Source organism: uncultured Microbacterium sp. (assembly GCF_945952435.1).
In the GTDB taxonomy this organism is placed as follows: Bacteria; Actinomycetota; Actinomycetes; order Actinomycetales; family Microbacteriaceae; genus Microbacterium.
On sequence record NZ_CAMFHZ010000003.1, the window covers coordinates 86,159 to 103,761 of the forward strand.

Consider the following 17,603-nt stretch of genomic DNA (forward strand, 5'->3'; position numbering starts at 1 on the left):
CGCGTGACCCCTCCGCGCCGCCTGCTCCTCGTCAACGGACCGAACCTCAACCTGCTCGGCACGCGTGAGCCGGGGATCTACGGATCCGCGACCCTCGCCGACGTCGAACGCCTCACCGCGGACACGGCGGCCGCCTACGGCTTCGAGGTGCGTGCGGTGCAGAGCAACCACGAGGGGGCCTTGCTCGACGCGATCCACGAGGCCGCCGCGGACTGCGCGGGCATCGTGATCAACGCCGGCGCGTACACGCACACCTCGGTCGCGCTGCGGGACGCGCTCACGGGAGTGGATCTGCCGTTCGCCGAGGTGCACATCTCCGACGTGTACGCCCGCGAGGAGTTCCGTCACCACTCGTACCTGACGGACGTGGCCGTGGTGCACGTCGTCGGCGAGGGCATCGACGGGTACGCCACGGCGACACGCCGCCTCATCGCGGTGCTCACGGGGCAGGCCGACGGCTGATCGTCCGCCCTCGGCCCCGGCGCGCTTCGGGGAACCGGTAGAATCGGACTTCGGCCGATCGGCCGTGCACTCTCAGGAACGGACTTCTCAGACCCATGGCATCCACTGCAGACATCAAGAACGGCGTCGTCCTCTCCATCGACGGCCAGCTCTGGAACGTCATCGAGTTCCAGCACGTGAAGCCGGGCAAGGGCGGCGCGTTCGTCCGCACCAAGCTGAAGAACGTCGTCAGCGGCAAGGTCGTCGACCGCACGTACAACGCGGGCGCCAAGGTCGACATCGAGAACGTCGACCGCCGCGACTTCACCTACCTGTACACCGACGGCGACAACTTCGTCTTCATGGACCAGGAGGACTACGACCAGATCAACGTCCCCGCGGCCACCGTCGGCGACGCGAAGAACTTCATGCTGGAGAACCAGTCCGTCCAGATCGCGCTGAACAACGGCAACCCGCTCTACATCGAGCTCCCGGCGTCCGTCGTGCTCGAGGTCACCTACACCCAGCCCGGCCTGCAGGGCGACCGCTCGTCGGCCGGCACCAAGCCCGCCACCCTCGAGACGGGCTATGAGATCCAGGTCCCGCTGTTCCTCGAGACCGGCACCAAGGTCAAGGTCGACACCCGCACGGGCGGCTACCTCGGCCGCATCAACGACTAACGCGTGGGCGCCCGGACCAAGGCGCGCAAGCGCGCCCTCGACATCCTGTTCTCCTCCGACGTGCGCGGTGACGATCTCGCCGTGACGCTCGCCGCCGAGGCCAAGCGCGCCGTCGCGGAGCCCTCGCGGGAGGGCTCCTGGCTGTACGCGCGGGAGATCGTCGACGGCATCATCGATCACCGCGACGAGATCGACGAGCAGATCACGACCCACAGCCGCGACTGGAAGCTCGACCGCATGCCGGCGGTCGACCGGGCGCTGCTGCGCATCGGCGTGTGGGAGATCCTGCACAACGACGAGGTGCCCACGGCGGTCGCGATCGACGAGGCGGTCGAGCTCGCCAAGGAGTTCTCCACGGACGACTCCGGTGCGTTCGTGCACGGCGTGCTCGCCCGGGTCGCGCGTACCGCCTGAGCGCCACCGCACCGCGCCAGACGGCCCACGGCGTCCGCAGGGGTGAGTGCGATGTCGGCGGCGCCGACGAGGATGGGCGATGATGAGCACCGACGCGAACGACGACTGGCGCGCGCTCCTGCCCGCCGCGCCCACCACCGGTGCGGGGCTCGCGCTCGGCGTCGAGCTGCGCCGCAGGGATCGTGCGGACGCCGGGCACTGGACGAGCCGCCCTCTGCGCACCGCGACGGCCAGGGACCTCGTCAAGGACCGTGGCGAGTTGTTCCTCGCCGTCCGCCCCTTGCGTCGCAACGACGCGGGCAACGCCTGGGTCCAGGGCGACGCGGGCTGGGACGCCGTGCGGCGGCCCGGGAGCCGCTTCGCCGCCGCGCAGTCGCGCTGGTTCGCCGACCTGCTCAGCATCTCGCGCGACTCGCTCCTGTCGGGCACAGCGGGGGACTGGCTCCTGCTCGATCCCGTCGCCTCCGCGCTGCTCTGGCCGCATCTCTCCGGGGCGGAGCGCCTGGGCATCCCGTTCGTCGCGACGGAGCGTCGGACGCGCCTGCGCTGGTCCGAGGACCTGCGCTTCGCGGTCGACGTCCGCGCGACGGGGGACGGGGGGCTGCGGATCGACCTGGCGCTGTCGGACGCGGGGGACGAGGTGCCGGCGGCCCAGGTCCGGGCGATCGGCGCGGGAGGGGTCTACGCGTACCGCGTGGTCGCGGCCGACATCGAACTCACGCTGGGCCCGGTGAGCGTCACCGAGACCGCGCGGGCGCTCCTCGACGCTCCCGACGGACTCGCCGTGGCGCCCGTGGACAAGGACGTGTTCTTCCGGGAGGCCTCCCCGCTCCTGCGTGCCGTCGGCGAGCTCCGCGCGGGCCGTGACGTGCGTCTGCCGGATCCGCCGCGCCCGGTTCCGCTGCTCGTCGTGGACTTCCGTCCCGCGGACGTGGTCGGGTATCGACTGCACTGGGACTACCCGGGCTACGCCAGGTTCCCCCTCGACGAGCGGGGCGCCGAGTCCGGCATCAGAGACGCGGCCCGCGAGGCGGAGCACCGTCCCGTGCTGATCGCCGCCTGGACCGAGACGACGGGCCTGCCCTTCCTGCTCTCCGGTTCGTTCCGCGATGCGGACGCGGCCGAATTCGTGTCCCACCTCGTCCCCACGCTCGAGGAACGCGGCTTCTCGGTGACGACCAGCGGCACGCCGCGCACGTACGCCGCGCTCACCGGAGAGCCGGAGATCACGGTGAACACCGTGGAGAGCACGGATCCGGACTGGTTCGATCTCGGCGTGATCGTGCGCATCGACGGGCGCAGCATCCCGTTCGAACCGCTGTTCCGGGCGCTCGCACTGCGCCAGGGCAAGCTCAAGCTGGTCGACAACTCCTGGTTCTCGTTGCGTCATCCGGCCTTCGACCGGTTGAAGGAACTGCTCGACGAGGCGACGGAGCTGGCGGAGTGGGAGACCGGTCCGCGGATCCCACGCACGCACGTCACGCTGTGGGAGGACTTCGAGGACCTCGCGGACGAGGCGCTCCCCGCCCGCACGTGGCGCGCCGCGGTCGACGACCTCCGCGCCGATCCCGCCACCGATCCGGTGCCGGTCCCCGCGGGGATCACAGCCGTGCTGCGGCCGTATCAACAGGAGGGATTCAGCCGGCTCGCGCGGCTGTGGAAGCACCGATTGGGCGGCATCCTCGCCGACGACATGGGCCTGGGCAAGACGCTGCAACTGCTCGCCCTCATCGCGCACGCGAGGCAAGGCGCGAGCGCGGACGGCGATGACGAGGCGCGCGCGCCCTGGCTCGTCGTGGCGCCGACCTCCGTGCTGCCCGTGTGGGTGCGCGAGGCGGAACGCTTCGCCCCCGCGCTCCGCGTCGCCCTGGTCGCCCGGACGAGGGACGCCCGAGGTGTGCCGTTGGACGACGTGATCGCGGGCGCCGACGTCGTGGTCACCTCGTACACGGTCCTGCGCCTGGACGCCGGGGAGTTCTCCGCCCGGCGGTGGGACGGGGTCGTGCTCGACGAGGCGCAGCAGGTGAAGAACCCCGCCACGCAGCAGCACCAGGCGGTGGCGGCGCTGGATGCCCGTGCGGTGTTCGCGGCGACCGGCACGCCCCTGGAGAACGGTCTGGACGAGCTCTGGGCGCTGCTGAGCCTCGTCGCTCCGGGACTGTTCCCCTCGGCGCGGCGGTTCAGGGAGGACTTCGTCCAGCCGATCGAGCAGGGCAAGGTGCCGGAGAACGCCGAGGGCGCTCGGTACCGGCAGGGCCGGATCGCGCTGCTGCGTCGCCGGATCCGTCCCTTCCTCATCCGCCGGACGAAGGAGCTCGTCGCGCCGGAGCTGCCCGAGCGGCAGGAGCAGGTGCTGCGGATCGAGCTCGGGCCGGCGCATCGACTGCGCTACGACACGGTGCTGCAGCGCGAGCGGCAGAAGATCCTGGGGCTTCTCCCGGAGCTCGATCGGCACCGGTTCATCGTGTTCCGGTCTCTCACGCTGCTGCGCATGCTGAGTCTCGCGCCCGGCCTCGTCGACCCCGACGACGCGGACATCGCCTCGGGGAAGATCGAAGAGCTCGTCGAGCGGATCCTCGAGCTCCGGGCCGAGGGGCACAGAGCGCTCGTGTTCAGCCAGTTCACCTCCTTCCTCGCCCTCGCCGCCGACCGCCTGCAGCGCGCGGGACTGGACATCTCGTACCTCGACGGTTCCACGCGCCACAGGGACAGGGTCGTGCAGGAATTCCGAGAGGGGGAGCAGGACGTCTTCCTGCTCAGCCTGAAAGCGGGCGGAACGGGTCTGACGCTCACGGAGGCGGACTACGTCTTCCTTCTCGACCCGTGGTGGAACCCCGCGGCGGAAGCGCAGGCGGCCGACCGCGCGCACCGGATCGGTCAGAGCGAGCGGGTGTTCGTGTACCGCATGATCGCGGCCGACACGATCGAGGAGAAGGTGCTCGCGCTCCAGCAGCGCAAAGCGCGTCTCGCCGCCGCCGTGCTCGACGACGAGGACCTCTTCGCGCAGTCGCTCACCGCCGACGACATCCGCGACCTCCTGGGCTGAGGCGGTTACGCACGGCCCCGCTCCAGGCTCTCCGGAGGCGACGCCGGTAGACTCGGGAGGTCCACACGGGAGGAAGACACATGCGGATCACGGGACTCGGACACGCCGGGATGTTCATCGAGACGGCGGGCGGGAACATCATCTGCGACCCCGTGCTCGGGCCCTCGTTCTACGGCTCGTGGTTCCCGTTCCCCGACAACCGCGGCCTGGACTGGGAACGCTTCGGACGCGAGGCGGACTTCCTCTACGTGTCGCACCGGCACCGCGACCACTTCGACCCTCGTCTGCTCGAGCGCCACATCCGCAAGGACATCGAGGTGCTCCTGCCGGAGTACCCGACGGACGACCTGGAGAAGGATCTGCGCGCGCTCGGCTACGAGAACATCACGTACGCGCCGGCGGGTCAGGTCATCGAACGGGGCGACCTCAAGATCATGATCACGCCGCTGCGCGCTCCGAGCGACGGACCCATCGGGGACAGCTCGCTGAGCGTGGACGACGGCACGGGCTCCGTGCTGAACCAGAACGACTCGCACCCGCTCGACCTCGAAAAGCTCATGGACTTCGGCACCCCTGATGCCTACTTCACGCAGGTCTCCGGGGCGATCTGGTGGCCGATGGTCTACGACCTCCCCATGGACGCCAAGCAGAACTTCGCACGCCTCAAGCGCGAGGCGCAGAACAAGCGTGCGATGTACTACATCGAGAAGGTCGATGCGCCGCACGTCTTCCCGATGGCCGGGCCGCCCATGTTCCTGCGCGACGAACTGTTCGACTTCAACGGGGTCGGGCGCAACGGCGAGTCGATCTTCACCGACCAGAAGCAGTTCCTCGCGCACATGAACGAGCTCGCGCCCCAGTACGACGGGCATCTCTTCGTGCCGGGCACGGTCGTCACGCTCCAGGACCGCGACGTGGTCGCCGTCGAGCAGACCCTCTACACCGAGGACGAGCTGCGTCACGTCTTCGACGAGAAGTGGGAGTACCTGGAGGAGCAGCGGGCCTCCCGGCAGCAGGAGCTCCGCGACGAGGAGGAGCGGCGCGCGCCGGTCCTGCCCCCGGACGAGATGCTCGCCGCCATCAAGGCCTGGTGGGAGCCGCTGCTGAAGAAGTCCCGCACGATCCGGCTCGGCGTCGGCGGCAACGTCCGCTTCCGGATCGGAGAGCTCGACATGGTCGTGGACTTCCCCAAGGCGAAGGTCCGCGAGTACGCGGGCGAGGAGTGCATCTACTGGTACACGATCCCCGCCGATCTCGTGTCGACGAACATCGCGGACCACGAGATCGATTGGTCCAACTCGATCTTCCTCTCGATGCAGTTCTCCGTGGGACGCAGCGGCAAGTTCAACGAGTTCCTCACCACGTTCCTCAAGTGCCTCTCGGTCGACCGGATCGAGTACGTCGAGAACTGGTACCAGGAGCAGACCGATCAGACCGAGGACGCCGAGATCGGCGACTGGATCGTCCAGCGACGCTGCCCGCACCTCCGCGCCGACCTCACCCGGACCGGTTCCGTGGACGAGAACGGCGTGCTGACGTGCAGCATGCACGACTGGAAGTGGGATCTGACCTCGGGGCGGTGCCTGTCGACGAGCGGCCACCCGATCCGCGCCGCGAAGATCGACGAGGTCACCGAGGCCGTGCTGAGCGAAGCCTCCTGAGGCGACGGGCCGCGGCGCGTGCGTCGCCCTCGCCGTCCGCGGAGCTCTGCCGCCTCCGGTAGACTGGACGCATCGAAGCACGCAACCTTTAACACCGTCCCGTGAGGCGGAGAAGGGAGCCGGTGGATGAACGCACGCATCGTGCTGCAGGAAGCCGACATCAGGCGCGCCCTGACGCGCATCGCCCATGAGATCCTCGAGTCCAATCGGGGTGCGGAGGATCTGGTCCTCCTGGGCATTCCGACGCGCGGGGTCCCCTTGGCCGAACGCCTCGGCCTGCTGATCACCGAGATCGCCCAGATCGCCGTGCCGGTCGGATCCCTCGACGTCACCCTGTTCCGGGACGATCTCGCACGGCATCCGACCCGGTCCCCGCACCCGACCGAGATCCCCGCGGGGGGCATCGACGGGAAGACCGTCGTGCTGGTCGACGACGTGCTCTTCTCGGGCCGCAGCATCCGTGCGGCGCTCGACGCCCTGCAGTCGATCGGCCGCCCCGCGGCCGTCCGGCTCGCCATCCTCGTCGACCGCGGCCATCGCGAGCTCCCGATCCGCCCCGACTTCGTGGGCAAGAACATCCCCTCGGCCCGCGCCGAGCGCGTGAATGTGCGCCTGCGCGAGGACGACGGCGAGGACCTCGTCTCGATCGAGGGGAGCGAGGCATGAGGCATCTGCTCGACACCCGCACGCTCGCCCGGGAGGACGCCTTGCGCATCCTCGACGTCGCGGAGGACATGGCGGACACCCAGTCCCGCGAGGTCAAGAAGCTCCCGACGCTGCGGGGCAAGACCGTGGTCAACCTCTTCTTCGAGGATTCGACCCGCACCAGGATCTCGTTCGAGGCCGCGGCCAAACGGCTGTCCGCCGACGTCATCAACTTCGCGGCCAAGGGGTCGAGCGTCTCCAAGGGGGAGAGCCTCAAGGACACGGCGCAGACGCTGCAGGCCATGGGCGCCGACGCGGTCGTGATCCGGCACGCGGCGTCGGGCGCCCCCCGCACCCTCGCGACGAGCGGCTGGATCTCGGCGGGCGTGGTGAACGCCGGCGACGGCACGCACGAGCATCCCACCCAGGCGCTCCTCGACGCCTACACGATCCGCAAGCGCCGCTTCGGGGCCGACAGCCGGGGTCGTGATCTGAGCGGCGTCCGCGTGGTCATCGTGGGGGACGTGCTGCACTCCCGGGTCGCGCGCTCCAACGTGTGGCTGCTCTCGACGCTCGGCGCCGAGGTCACCCTCGTCACCCCTCCCACGCTCATCCCGCAGGACGTCAGCGCGTGGCCTGCGCGGGTGCTGTACGACCTCGACGCCGCGCTGGCCGAGGAGCCCGATGCCGTGATGATGCTGCGGATCCAGCTGGAGCGCATGCACGCCGCATACTTCCCGAGCGAACGCGAGTACGCGCGGCGGTGGGGACTCGACGCCACGCGGATGCGCCGGCTCCCCGAGGGTACGATCGTCATGCACCCCGGCCCGATGAACCGCGGACTGGAGATCTCCTCCGAGGCCGCGGACTCCGCGCGATCCACCGTTCTCGAGCAGGTCGCGAACGGGGTGTCCGTGCGCATGGCCGCGCTCTACCTGCTGCTGGCCGGCGAGCGCCCCGCGGTCGCAGCGACCGCCGACGAGTTCGAGATGAATCGAGGAGACCGATGACCGAGAGCCTGCTTTTCCGAGGGGCCAGGATCCTCGGGACGACCTCCGCCGACATCCTCGTGCGCGACGGGCTGATCGTCGAGGTCGGATCCGGTGTCGCCGATGCCTCCGCCCGGGTCGTCGACGTCGAGGGCCTCGTCGCCCTTCCCGGCCTCGTCGACCTGCACACGCACCTGCGCGAGCCGGGCTACGAGGCCAGCGAGACCGTGCTCTCCGGGACCCGCGCCGCCGCGGCGGGAGGGTTCACGGCCGTGTTCGCGATGCCGAACACGTCGCCGGTGGCGGACTCCGCCGGCGTCGTCGAACAGGAGCTCGCCCTCGGCGAGGCGGCCGGCTACGCCGCCGTCCAGCCGATCGGCGCGGTCACCGTCGGGCAGAAGGGGGAGCGGCTCGCCGAGCTCGGCGCGATGGCCTCTTCCCGCGCCAGGGTGCGCGTGTTCAGCGACGACGGTTTCTGCGTCTGGGATCCGCTCATCATGCGCCGTGCGCTCGAGTACGTGAAGGCGTTCGACGGCGTCATCGCGCAGCATGCCCAGGACCCCCGGCTGACCGAGGGCGCCCAGCTCAACGAGGGCTCCGTGTCGGCCGAGCTCGGGCTCGCGGGGTGGCCGGCGGTCGCCGAAGAGTCGATCATCGCGCGGGACATCCTGCTCGCCGAGCACGTCGGATCGCGCCTGCACGTGTGCCACCTGTCCACCGCCGGATCGGTCGAGCTGATCCGCTGGGCCAAGAAGCGCGGCGTCAGGGTCACTGCCGAGGTCACGCCCCATCACCTGCTGCTGACCGACGAGCTGGCACGCGGCTACGACGCGCGCTTCAAGGTGAACCCGCCGCTGCGCACGCAGGAGGACGTCCTCGCCGTGCGCGAAGGCCTGGCCGACGGGACGATCGACATCGTCGCGACCGACCACGCGCCGCACCCGAGCGAGGCGAAGGCCTGCGAGTGGCAGGCCGCCGCCAACGGCATGGTCGGGCTCGAGTCGGCACTGCGGGTGGTCCACCAGGCGATGGTGCAGACCGGGATGCTGGACTGGGCCGACGTCGCGCGGGTGATGAGCGCCGCCCCCGCCCGGATCGGCGCGCTCGACGGCCACGGCACGCCGATCGCCGCGGGGCAGCCGGCGGAGTTCACGCTGTACGACGCCGACGCCCAGGGCGTCTTCGCCGCCTCCGACCTGCACGGGCAGAGCACCAACTCGCCGTACCTCGGCCGAGAGCTCCCCGGGAAGGTGCTCTGGACCGTGCACCGCGGTGCTCCCACCGTCGAAGACGGCGTCCTCGTCGAGCGCAGCGAGGAGGCAACCCGGTGACCCAGCAGATCGCGGGCGCCGTCGTCCTCGTCGTCGCGCTCCTCCTTCTGCTCGCGGGCGTGTTCGCCTGGCGTGCACGGCTGCGCCGCGACGCGGGCCTCACCGCTCCGCTCGGCGTTCCCGAGCACGCCGAGGTGCGGGCCCGCTACGAGACGCTCTACGTCGCCACCACGAAGCACGACCAGCCGCTCGAACGGCTCGCGGTGCGACCGCTCGTGTACCGTGCCCGCGGCGAGCTGACCATCACCGACCGCGGGGCGGCGCTCAGCCTCGACGGCAGCCCGACCGTGTTCCTCGCATCGAACCGCCTGATCGGCGCCGATCGAGCGACCGTGACGATCGATCGGGTCGTCGAGCCGGGCGGGCTGATCCGCCTGACCTGGCGCACCGACGAGGGCACCGTCGTCGACAGCTATCTCCGCATCACGGGCGACCTGGGCCACACCGACGCCCAGAGCGCCGCGCTCACCGACCTCCAGCGCCTGTGCGCTGACTCCGAGACAGGAGCTTCCGCATGACCATCCCCTCCACCTCGGCGGACCACACCGCCGACGCCGCCGTGCTCGTCCTCGAGGACGGCACCCGACACGTCGGACGCGCGTACGGCGCCCGGGGCACGACCCTCGGCGAGGTCGTCTTCGCCACCGGCATGTCCGGCTACCAGGAGACGCTGACCGATCCCTCCTACGCCGGCCAGATCGTGCTGCAGACCGCGCCCCACATCGGCAACACCGGCATGAACGACGAGGATCCGGAGTCCCGTCGCATCTGGGTCGCGGGGTACATCGTGCGCGACCCCTCGCGCATCGTGTCGAACTGGCGCGCCACGACCTCGCTCGACGACGACCTCGTGCGGGACGGGATCGTCGGCATCAGCGGCATCGACACGCGCGCGATCACCCGGCACATCCGCTCCGCCGGCTCGATGCGCGGCGGGATCTTCTCCGGCGACGCCGCGGACCTCGATCCGCAGGAGCAGCTGCGGATCGTGACCGAGGCGCCGGAGATGGCGGGACGCAACCTCTCCGCCGAGGTCTCCGTGTCGGTGGCCGAGATCACCCCGGCGACCGGGGAGCGGGTCGGCAACCTCGCCGTGCTCGACCTCGGCGTGAAGCAGTCCACGCTGGACAACCTCGCCGCCCGCGGCTTCGACGTCCACGTGCTGCCGCAGTCGTCGTCCTTCGCCGACATCGTCGCGATCGAGCCGGTCGCCGTCTTCTACTCGAACGGCCCCGGCGACCCCTCTGCCTCGGACGCGCAGGTCGCGGTCCTGCGGGAGGTGCTCGACGCCGGGCTGCCGTACTTCGGCATCTGCTTCGGCAACCAGCTCTTCGGCCGGGCGCTCGGCCTCGGCACGTACAAGCTCGCCTTCGGTCATAGGGGCATCAACCAGCCCGTGCTGGACAAGGCCACGGGCCGGGTCGAGATCACCGCGCACAACCACGGCTTCGCGGTCGAGGCGCCCGTCGAGGGCACGTTCGACAGCCCGCACGGCTACGGCCAGGTCGAGGTCAGCCACGTCGGTCTCAACGACCAGGTCGTCGAGGGGCTCCGCGCCCTCGACATCCCCGCCTTCTCGGTGCAGTACCACCCGGAAGCCGCGGCCGGCCCGCACGACGCCAACTACCTCTTCGACAGATTCCGCGACGTCGTCGTCGCCCACCTCGCAAAGAAGGACAGCAAGTAATGCCCAAGCGCGACGACATCTCCTCCGTCCTCGTCATCGGATCCGGCCCCATCGTCATCGGACAGGCCTGCGAGTTCGACTACTCCGGCACCCAGGCGTGCCGCGTCCTGCGTGCCGAGGGCGTGCGGGTGATCCTGGTCAACTCGAACCCGGCCACGATCATGACCGATCCCGACTTCGCCGACGCGACCTACATCGAGCCGATCACCCCCGAGGTGATCGAGACGATCATCGCCAAGGAGCAGCCCGACGCGATCCTGCCCACGCTCGGCGGTCAAACCGCGCTCAACGCGGCCATGGCGCTGCACGAGCGGGGGATCCTCGAGAAGTACGGCGTCGAGCTCATCGGAGCGAACGTCGACGCCATCAAGAAGGGCGAGGACCGGCAGATCTTCAAGGAGCTCGTGATCGAGTGCGGCGCGGACGTCGCCGACTCCGTCATCTGCCACACGATGGACGAACTCCTCGCGGGCGCCGAGAAGCTCGGCTATCCGCTCGTGGTCCGACCCTCTTTCACGATGGGCGGCCTCGGCTCGGGCTTCGCGTACGACGAGGCGGACCTGCGCCGGATCGGCGGCGCAGGGCTGCACGACTCGCCCACGACCGAGGTGCTCCTGGAGGAGTCGATCCTCGGCTGGAAGGAGTACGAGCTCGAGCTCATGCGGGACACCGCCGACAACACCGTCGTGGTCTGCTCGATCGAGAACGTCGACCCGGTCGGCGTGCACACGGGGGACTCGATCACCGTCGCGCCCGCGCTGACGCTGACCGACCGCGAGTACCAGAAGATGCGCGACATCGGCATCGACATCATCCGCGCCGTCGGCGTGGACACCGGTGGCTGCAACATCCAGTTCGCCGTCGACCCGGCGACCGGGCGCATCATCGTCATCGAGATGAACCCGCGCGTCTCCCGCTCCAGCGCGCTGGCCTCCAAGGCGACCGGCTTCCCGATCGCGAAGCTCGCCGCCAAGCTCGCGCTCGGGTACCGCCTCGACGAGATCCCCAACGACATCACGGGCGTGACTCCGGCGAGCTTCGAGCCGACGCTCGACTACGTGGTCGTCAAGGCCCCGCGCTTCGCGTTCGAGAAGTTCCCCGCCGCCGACGCCACGCTCACGACGACCATGAAGTCGGTCGGCGAGGCCATGGCGATCGGACGCAACTACACGACCGCGCTGCAGAAGGCGCTGCGCTCCCTGGAGAAGCGCGGGTCCTCCTTCCACTGGGGGCCGGAGGAGCGGTCGGTCGAGGAACTGCTGGAGATCGCGAAGACCCCGACCGACGGACGGATAGTGACCCTGCAGCAGGCGCTGCGCAAGGGCGCGACGATCGAGCAGGCCTTCGAGGCGACGGCGATGGACCCCTGGTTCCTCGATCAGATCGTGCTCATCAACGAGGTCGCGGAGCAGATCCGCACGGCGCCCGAGCTCGACGCGGCCGTCTTCCGTCTCGGCAAGGAGCACGGGTTCAGCGACGCCCAGTTCGCACAGTTGCGGGGCATCGGCGAGGCCGAGGTCCGCGGCGTGCGGCACGGACTGGGGATCCGCCCGGTCTACAAGACCGTCGACACCTGTGCGGGGGAGTTCCCCGCGCTCACGCCCTACCACTACTCGAGCTACGACACCGAGACCGAGGTCGCCCCGAGCGACCGCACCAAGGTCGTCATCATCGGGTCAGGCCCGAACCGCATCGGACAGGGCGTCGAGTTCGACTACTCCTGCGTGCACGCGTCCTTCGCGCTCTCGGACGCGGGGTACGAGACGATCATGGTCAACTGCAACCCGGAGACGGTCTCGACCGACTACGACACGAGCGACCGGCTCTACTTCGAGCCGCTCACGCTCGAGGACGTCCTCGAGGTGCTGCACGCCGAGTCGCAGTCCGGCACGATCCTCGGCGTCGTCTGCCAGCTCGGCGGCCAGACCCCACTCGGCCTCGCGAAAGGCATCGAGGCCGCGGGTTACACCGTGCTCGGCACGAGCCCGGAGGCCATCGACCTCGCCGAGGAGCGCGAGCTGTTCTCCCGTCTGCTCGATCAGGCGGAGCTCGTCGCGCCGCGCAACGGCACCGCGACCGACGTCGAGGGCGCCGTCGCGGTGGCGGAGGAGATCGGCTACCCCGTGCTCGTGCGCCCGAGCTTCGTGCTCGGCGGCCGGGGCATGGAGATCGTGTACGACACCCCGGCGCTGCGCGACTACTTCGTGCGCACGGCGGGAGAGGTCGTGATCGAGGAGGGCAAGCCGCTGCTCGTCGACCGCTTCCTCGACGACGCGATCGAAATCGACGTGGACGCGCTGTACGACGGCACAGAGCTCTACATCGGCGGGGTCATGGAGCACCTCGAGGAGGCGGGGATCCACTCCGGCGACTCGAGCTGCACGCTGCCCCCCGTCTCGCTCGGCCGCACCGACATCGACCGCGTCCGTGAGGCGACGCTCGCGATCGCCGAGGGCGTGGGCGTGCGCGGCCTGTTGAACGTCCAGTTCGCGATCAGCGCGGGGGTGCTCTACGTCATCGAGGCGAACCCTCGCGCGAGCCGCACGGTGCCCTTCGTGTCGAAGGCGCTCGGCATTCCTCTCGCCAAGGCTGCGAGCCGGATCCTGTCCGGCTCCACGATCTCGGAACTGATCGCCGAGGGGCTGCTGCCGGAGAACGACGGCTCGCGCGTGCCGCTGGGATCGCCCGTCTCCGTCAAGGAGGCGGTGCTGCCGTTCAAGCGGTTCCGCACCGCCGATGGCCGGATCGTGGACTCCGTGCTGGGCCCGGAGATGCGCTCGACCGGTGAGGTCATGGGCATCGACCGCGACTTCCCGACGGCGTTCGCGAAGAGCCAGGCGGCCGCCTACGGCGGCACGCCGACGTCCGGCACGGTGTTCATCTCCGTCGCCGATGCGGACAAGCGCGCCGTGATCCTGCCCGCGCACCGGCTGCATCAGCTCGGGTTCGCGATCGTCGCGACGTCGGGCACGGCCGAGATCCTCTCGCGCAACGGCATCCCCGTGACCGTCGTCGAGAAGTACAGCGAGACGCAGGAGAGCGGGTCGACGAACATTGTCGACCTCATCGATCGCGGCGAGATCGACATCATCGTCAACACCCCGTCGGGCGGGGCGGCACGCGCCGACGGCTACGAGATCCGGGCGGCCGCGGTCGCCGCGGACAAGGCGCTCTTCACGACCATCGCCACGCTCGGCGCGGCGGTGAGCGGGATGGACGCCGCGCACACCGGATTCGACGTCCGCAGCCTGCAGGAGTACGCGCAGGACCGCGCTGCGAGACACGAGCAGGTGGCGCGGGCGTGACGGCGTCGTTCGGACGGCGGCTGCGGGCGGCGCTCGACGCGTACGGCCCGCTGTGCGTGGGGATCGATCCGCACGCACAGCTGCTCGACGACTGGGGGCTCGGTCAGGATGCCGCAGGCGTGCGCGACTTCGGCCTCAGGGTGGTCGACGCGTCCGCGGGCCGGGTCGCCGCGGTGAAACCGCAGGTGTCGTTCTTCGAGCGGTTCGGGGCGGCAGGGTTCGCGGCGCTGGAGAGTGTGCTCGCCGCGGCCCGTGCCGCCGGGCTGCTGGTCGTCGCGGACGCCAAGCGGGGCGACATCGGCACGACCATGGCCGGATACGCTCAGGCCTGGCTCGAGCCGGGTGCGCCTCTCGAGGCCGACGCGTTGACGGTCAGCCCGTACCTCGGCGGGGGTTCGCTGGCCGAGGCGATCCGGCACGCGCTTCCGCACGGGAAGGGCGTGTTCGTGCTGGCCGCGACGAGCAATCCCGAGGGCGCGTCGGTGCAGCAGGCGCACACGACGCGCCCGGGGGAGACGGTGGCGTTGCGCGTCACCCGCGACGTGGTCGCGCTCGACGACTCCACCGACCCGCTCGGCTCGGTGGGGCTCGTGGTCGGGGCGACGATCGATCGGGCCGCGTTCGCGCTCGACGACGAGGTCCTGCGCGCCGTGCCGCTGCTCGCCCCCGGATTCGGCGCCCAGGGCGCGACGGCCGAGGACCTGCGACGGGGATTCGGTACGCTGGCAGGTAACGTCCTGGCTTCCGAGAGCCGGAGCATCCTGTCCGCCGGCCCGGATCGGATCGCAGCGACGATCGACGAGCGCGCGGCGCGCTATCAGGAGGTCATGGGTGGCTGAACCGGCACAGCGTGTGGTGCCCGAGGTCGATCGCGCGGCGGCGGCACGGCGTGCCGTCGAGCGCCGCAGGGCAAGAGCCTCGCTCAAGCGGGATCTGAGCATGCGCGTCGTCGCTCCCCAGGACGTCCTGGACGCGGCGACCGCCGATCCGGAGTCGACGGCGGGCACCCTGCGGGTGCCGGACTTCCTGACCGCGCTTCCCGCGATCGGCGCGGGCAAGCGGGACAGGATCCTCGCCGATCTGCACATCTCGCCCGTCAAGAGGCTCGGCGGGCTCGGCACGCGCCAGCTCGCGGCCCTGCGCACCTGGCTCGACACGCGGTTCCCGATCGCGCGCCCGCGGGACGGCCGCAGCCGGCTGCTCGTGCTGGCGGGGCCGACCGCGGTCGGCAAGGGCACCGTCGCCGCGCACATCCGGGAGAACCATCCCGAGATCCACCTCTCCGTCTCGGCCACGACCCGGGCGCCCCGTCCCGGCGAGCAGGACGGTGTGCACTACTTCTTCGTCGACGACGACGAGTTCGACCGGATGATCGCCGCCGGAGAGCTGCTCGAGCATGCGACGGTGCACAACCGGTTCCGGTACGGCACGCCGCGCCGACCGATCGAGGAGGCGCTCGCGAACGGCAAGACCGTGCTGCTCGAGATCGACCTGCAGGGCGCGCGTCAGGTGCGCGCCGCGGACCCGGCCGCGACGCTCGTGTTCCTGCTCCCGCCTTCCTGGGACGAGCTGGTGCAGCGACTGGTCGGCCGCGGCACCGAGGACGCCGAGGAGCGGACCCGGCGTCTGCGCACGGCGAAGGTCGAGCTGGCCGCGCAGAGCGAGTTCGATCACCGCGTCGTGAACGAGGACGTCGCCACCGCGGCCCGCGAGGTCGTAGAATTGAGTTCGAGCTCCGCGCGCTGACGTCGTCGCGCGCCCGCATTCCTCTCCGCGTCCGCCGGCGCGAGAACGTTCCCACCACCAGGAGGTCCACCATGGCCGGAAGCAACCAGGGCATCATCGACCCGCCGATCGACAACCTGCTCGACCGTGTCGAGTCCAAGTACGAGCTCGTGATCTATGCGTCCAAGCGCGCCCGTCAGATCAACGACTACTACTCCGACCTGCACGAGGGCAACCTCTTCGACAACGTGGGACCGCTCGTCGACTCGTCCGTCGAGGACAAGCCGCTCACGATCGCCCTGCACGAGATCAACGAGGACAAGCTCCGCATCCGCCACGCGGAGTGAGCTGACGCTCCGGAGCCGCCGCCATCCCGTCGGATGTCGGCGGCTCCGTCCATACTGGGGTCCGCACGACGGATCCGCACCGGGGACGGATCCGTCCCGCACGTCCGCCCTGCACACCGAGGGAGCACCGATGAGCGCACTGCGTCTGTTCACGTCCGAGTCCGTCACGGAGGGGCATCCCGACAAGATCTGCGACCAGATCTCCGATTCGATCCTGGACGGTCTCCTCTCCGTCGACACGGGCTCGCGCGTCGCCGTCGAGACCCTGGTGACGACGGGTCTGGTGCAGGTCGCGGGCGAGATCCGGACATCGGGCTACGTCGACATCCCCACGATCGTGCGGGACGTCGTGAACGGGATCGGGTACACCTCGAGCGACATGGGCTTCGACGGCTCGTCGTGCGGCGTGAGCGTCTCGGTGGGGGAGCAGTCCTCCGACATCGCGAGCGGCGTCGACGAGGCCCGCGAGCATCGTGAGGGCGGCTCCTCGGATCCGCGCGACCTCCTCGGCGCGGGCGATCAGGGGATCATGTTCGGCTTCGCCACCACGGAGACCCCGCAGCTCATGCCGATGGCGGCATGGACCGCGCACCGCCTCGCCGAGCAGCTGACGGCCGTGCGTCGCGACGGAACGCTCCCGTTCCTGCGCCCGGACGGCAAGACGCAGGTCACGCTGGGCTACGACGGGTTCACCCCGAAGACCGTCGACGCGGTCGTGCTGTCGACGCAGCACCACCCCGACATCTCGCAGGCCGAGCTGCGCTCGCTCGTGCGCGAGCACGTGATCGACCCGGTGCTCGCGACGACGGGCCTCGATCTCAGCGCGATGAAGGACCCCTACATCAACCCCGCGGGGCCCTTCGTGACCGGCGGCCCCAAGGGCGACGCCGGTCTCACCGGGCGCAAGATCATCATCGACACCTACGGCGGCGCGGCCCGCCACGGCGGCGGCGCCTTCAGCGGGAAGGATCCGTCCAAGGTCGACCGCTCCGGCGCCTACGCGATGCGCTGGGTCGCGAAGAACGCCGTCGCCGCGGGACTCGCGGATCGGCTGGAGGTGCAGGTCGCGTATGCGATCGGCGTCGCCCAGCCCGTGGGGCTCTACGTCGAGACGTTCGGCACGGGCCGGGTGGACGACGAGACGATCACCCGGGCGATCCGGGACGTGTTCGACCTGCGCCCGCAGGCGATCATCGAGGAGCTCGACCTGCTGCGCCCGATCTACGCGGAGACCGCCGCCTACGGGCACTTCGGGCGCGAGCTTCCCGCCTTCACCTGGGAGCGCACCGACCGCGCCGACGACCTACGTCGCGCCGCGGGTCTCTGAGTCGG

General features: G+C 70.4%; 15 protein-coding genes. All 15 read left to right on the top strand.

Annotated features, from left to right (window positions below; all coding sequences use genetic code 11):
* Positions 1 to 3 precede the first annotated feature (3 nt).
* The 15 genes from aroQ to metK all read left to right on the top strand — a co-directional run bounded on the left by aroQ (position 4) and on the right by metK (position 17,598).
* Positions 4 to 462, top strand: coding sequence for a type II 3-dehydroquinate dehydratase (aroQ, locus tag Q0P88_RS02215; protein WP_295010653.1), 459 nt, complete (start codon positions 4 to 6; stop codon positions 460 to 462).
* Between the two features lie 95 nt (positions 463 to 557).
* Entirely contained in the window at positions 558 to 1,121 is a 564-nt protein-coding gene (gene efp / locus Q0P88_RS02220; RefSeq protein ID WP_295010654.1) for an elongation factor P, read from the top strand.
* Positions 1,122 to 1,124: 3 nt separating this feature from the next.
* The gene (gene nusB / locus Q0P88_RS02225; protein ID WP_295010655.1) at positions 1,125 to 1,535 is read left to right on the top strand and encodes a transcription antitermination factor NusB; all 411 of its coding nucleotides are present in this window, start codon (positions 1,125 to 1,127) and stop codon (positions 1,533 to 1,535) included.
* Positions 1,536 to 1,614: 79 nt separating this feature from the next.
* Positions 1,615 to 4,581 carry a DEAD/DEAH box helicase gene (locus Q0P88_RS02230; RefSeq protein ID WP_295010656.1) on the top strand — a complete coding sequence of 989 codons (2,967 nt, stop codon included), beginning with the start codon at positions 1,615 to 1,617 and terminating at the stop codon, positions 4,579 to 4,581.
* Between the two features lie 80 nt (positions 4,582 to 4,661).
* Positions 4,662 to 6,242 carry a Rieske 2Fe-2S domain-containing protein gene (locus tag Q0P88_RS02235; protein WP_295010657.1) on the top strand — a complete coding sequence of 527 codons (1,581 nt, stop codon included), beginning with the start codon at positions 4,662 to 4,664 and terminating at the stop codon, positions 6,240 to 6,242.
* A gap of 126 nt (positions 6,243 to 6,368) precedes the next feature.
* Complete coding sequence (pyrR, locus tag Q0P88_RS02240) at positions 6,369 to 6,908, top strand: bifunctional pyr operon transcriptional regulator/uracil phosphoribosyltransferase PyrR (protein ID WP_295010658.1); 540 nt, start codon at positions 6,369 to 6,371, stop codon at positions 6,906 to 6,908.
* A complete protein-coding gene (locus tag Q0P88_RS02245; RefSeq protein WP_295010659.1) occupies positions 6,905 to 7,897 on the top strand; it encodes an aspartate carbamoyltransferase catalytic subunit in 993 nt (330 codons plus the stop codon). The genes pyrR and Q0P88_RS02245 overlap by 4 nt, the downstream gene beginning before the upstream one ends.
* Positions 7,894 to 9,207: a dihydroorotase gene (locus Q0P88_RS02250; protein ID WP_295010660.1), complete on the top strand. Its 1,314-nt coding sequence runs from the start codon at positions 7,894 to 7,896 to the stop codon at positions 9,205 to 9,207. Before Q0P88_RS02245 ends, Q0P88_RS02250 begins: the two co-directional genes overlap by 4 nt.
* Entirely contained in the window at positions 9,204 to 9,725 is a 522-nt protein-coding gene (locus tag Q0P88_RS02255) for a hypothetical protein (RefSeq protein ID WP_295010661.1), read from the top strand. Before Q0P88_RS02250 ends, Q0P88_RS02255 begins: the two co-directional genes overlap by 4 nt.
* Positions 9,722 to 10,894, top strand: coding sequence for a glutamine-hydrolyzing carbamoyl-phosphate synthase small subunit (gene carA / locus Q0P88_RS02260; protein WP_295010662.1), 1,173 nt, complete (start codon positions 9,722 to 9,724; stop codon positions 10,892 to 10,894). Before Q0P88_RS02255 ends, carA begins: the two co-directional genes overlap by 4 nt.
* Positions 10,894 to 14,199, top strand: coding sequence for a carbamoyl-phosphate synthase large subunit (gene carB, locus Q0P88_RS02265; protein ID WP_295010663.1), 3,306 nt, complete (start codon positions 10,894 to 10,896; stop codon positions 14,197 to 14,199). The genes carA and carB overlap by 1 nt, the downstream gene beginning before the upstream one ends.
* Positions 14,196 to 15,038 carry an orotidine-5'-phosphate decarboxylase gene (gene pyrF, locus Q0P88_RS02270; protein WP_295010664.1) on the top strand — a complete coding sequence of 281 codons (843 nt, stop codon included), beginning with the start codon at positions 14,196 to 14,198 and terminating at the stop codon, positions 15,036 to 15,038. Before carB ends, pyrF begins: the two co-directional genes overlap by 4 nt.
* On the top strand, positions 15,031 to 15,945 hold the full coding sequence (gene gmk / locus Q0P88_RS02275; protein ID WP_295010665.1) for a guanylate kinase: 915 nt from the start codon (positions 15,031 to 15,033) through the stop codon (positions 15,943 to 15,945). Before pyrF ends, gmk begins: the two co-directional genes overlap by 8 nt.
* Positions 15,946 to 16,016: 71 nt before the next feature.
* The gene (gene rpoZ, locus Q0P88_RS02280) at positions 16,017 to 16,271 is read left to right on the top strand and encodes a DNA-directed RNA polymerase subunit omega (protein WP_179434547.1); all 255 of its coding nucleotides are present in this window, start codon (positions 16,017 to 16,019) and stop codon (positions 16,269 to 16,271) included.
* 130 nt (positions 16,272 to 16,401) lie between these two features.
* Positions 16,402 to 17,598: a methionine adenosyltransferase gene (gene metK / locus Q0P88_RS02285; protein WP_295010666.1), complete on the top strand. Its 1,197-nt coding sequence runs from the start codon at positions 16,402 to 16,404 to the stop codon at positions 17,596 to 17,598.
* The last annotated feature ends 5 nt before the right edge of the window (positions 17,599 to 17,603 follow it).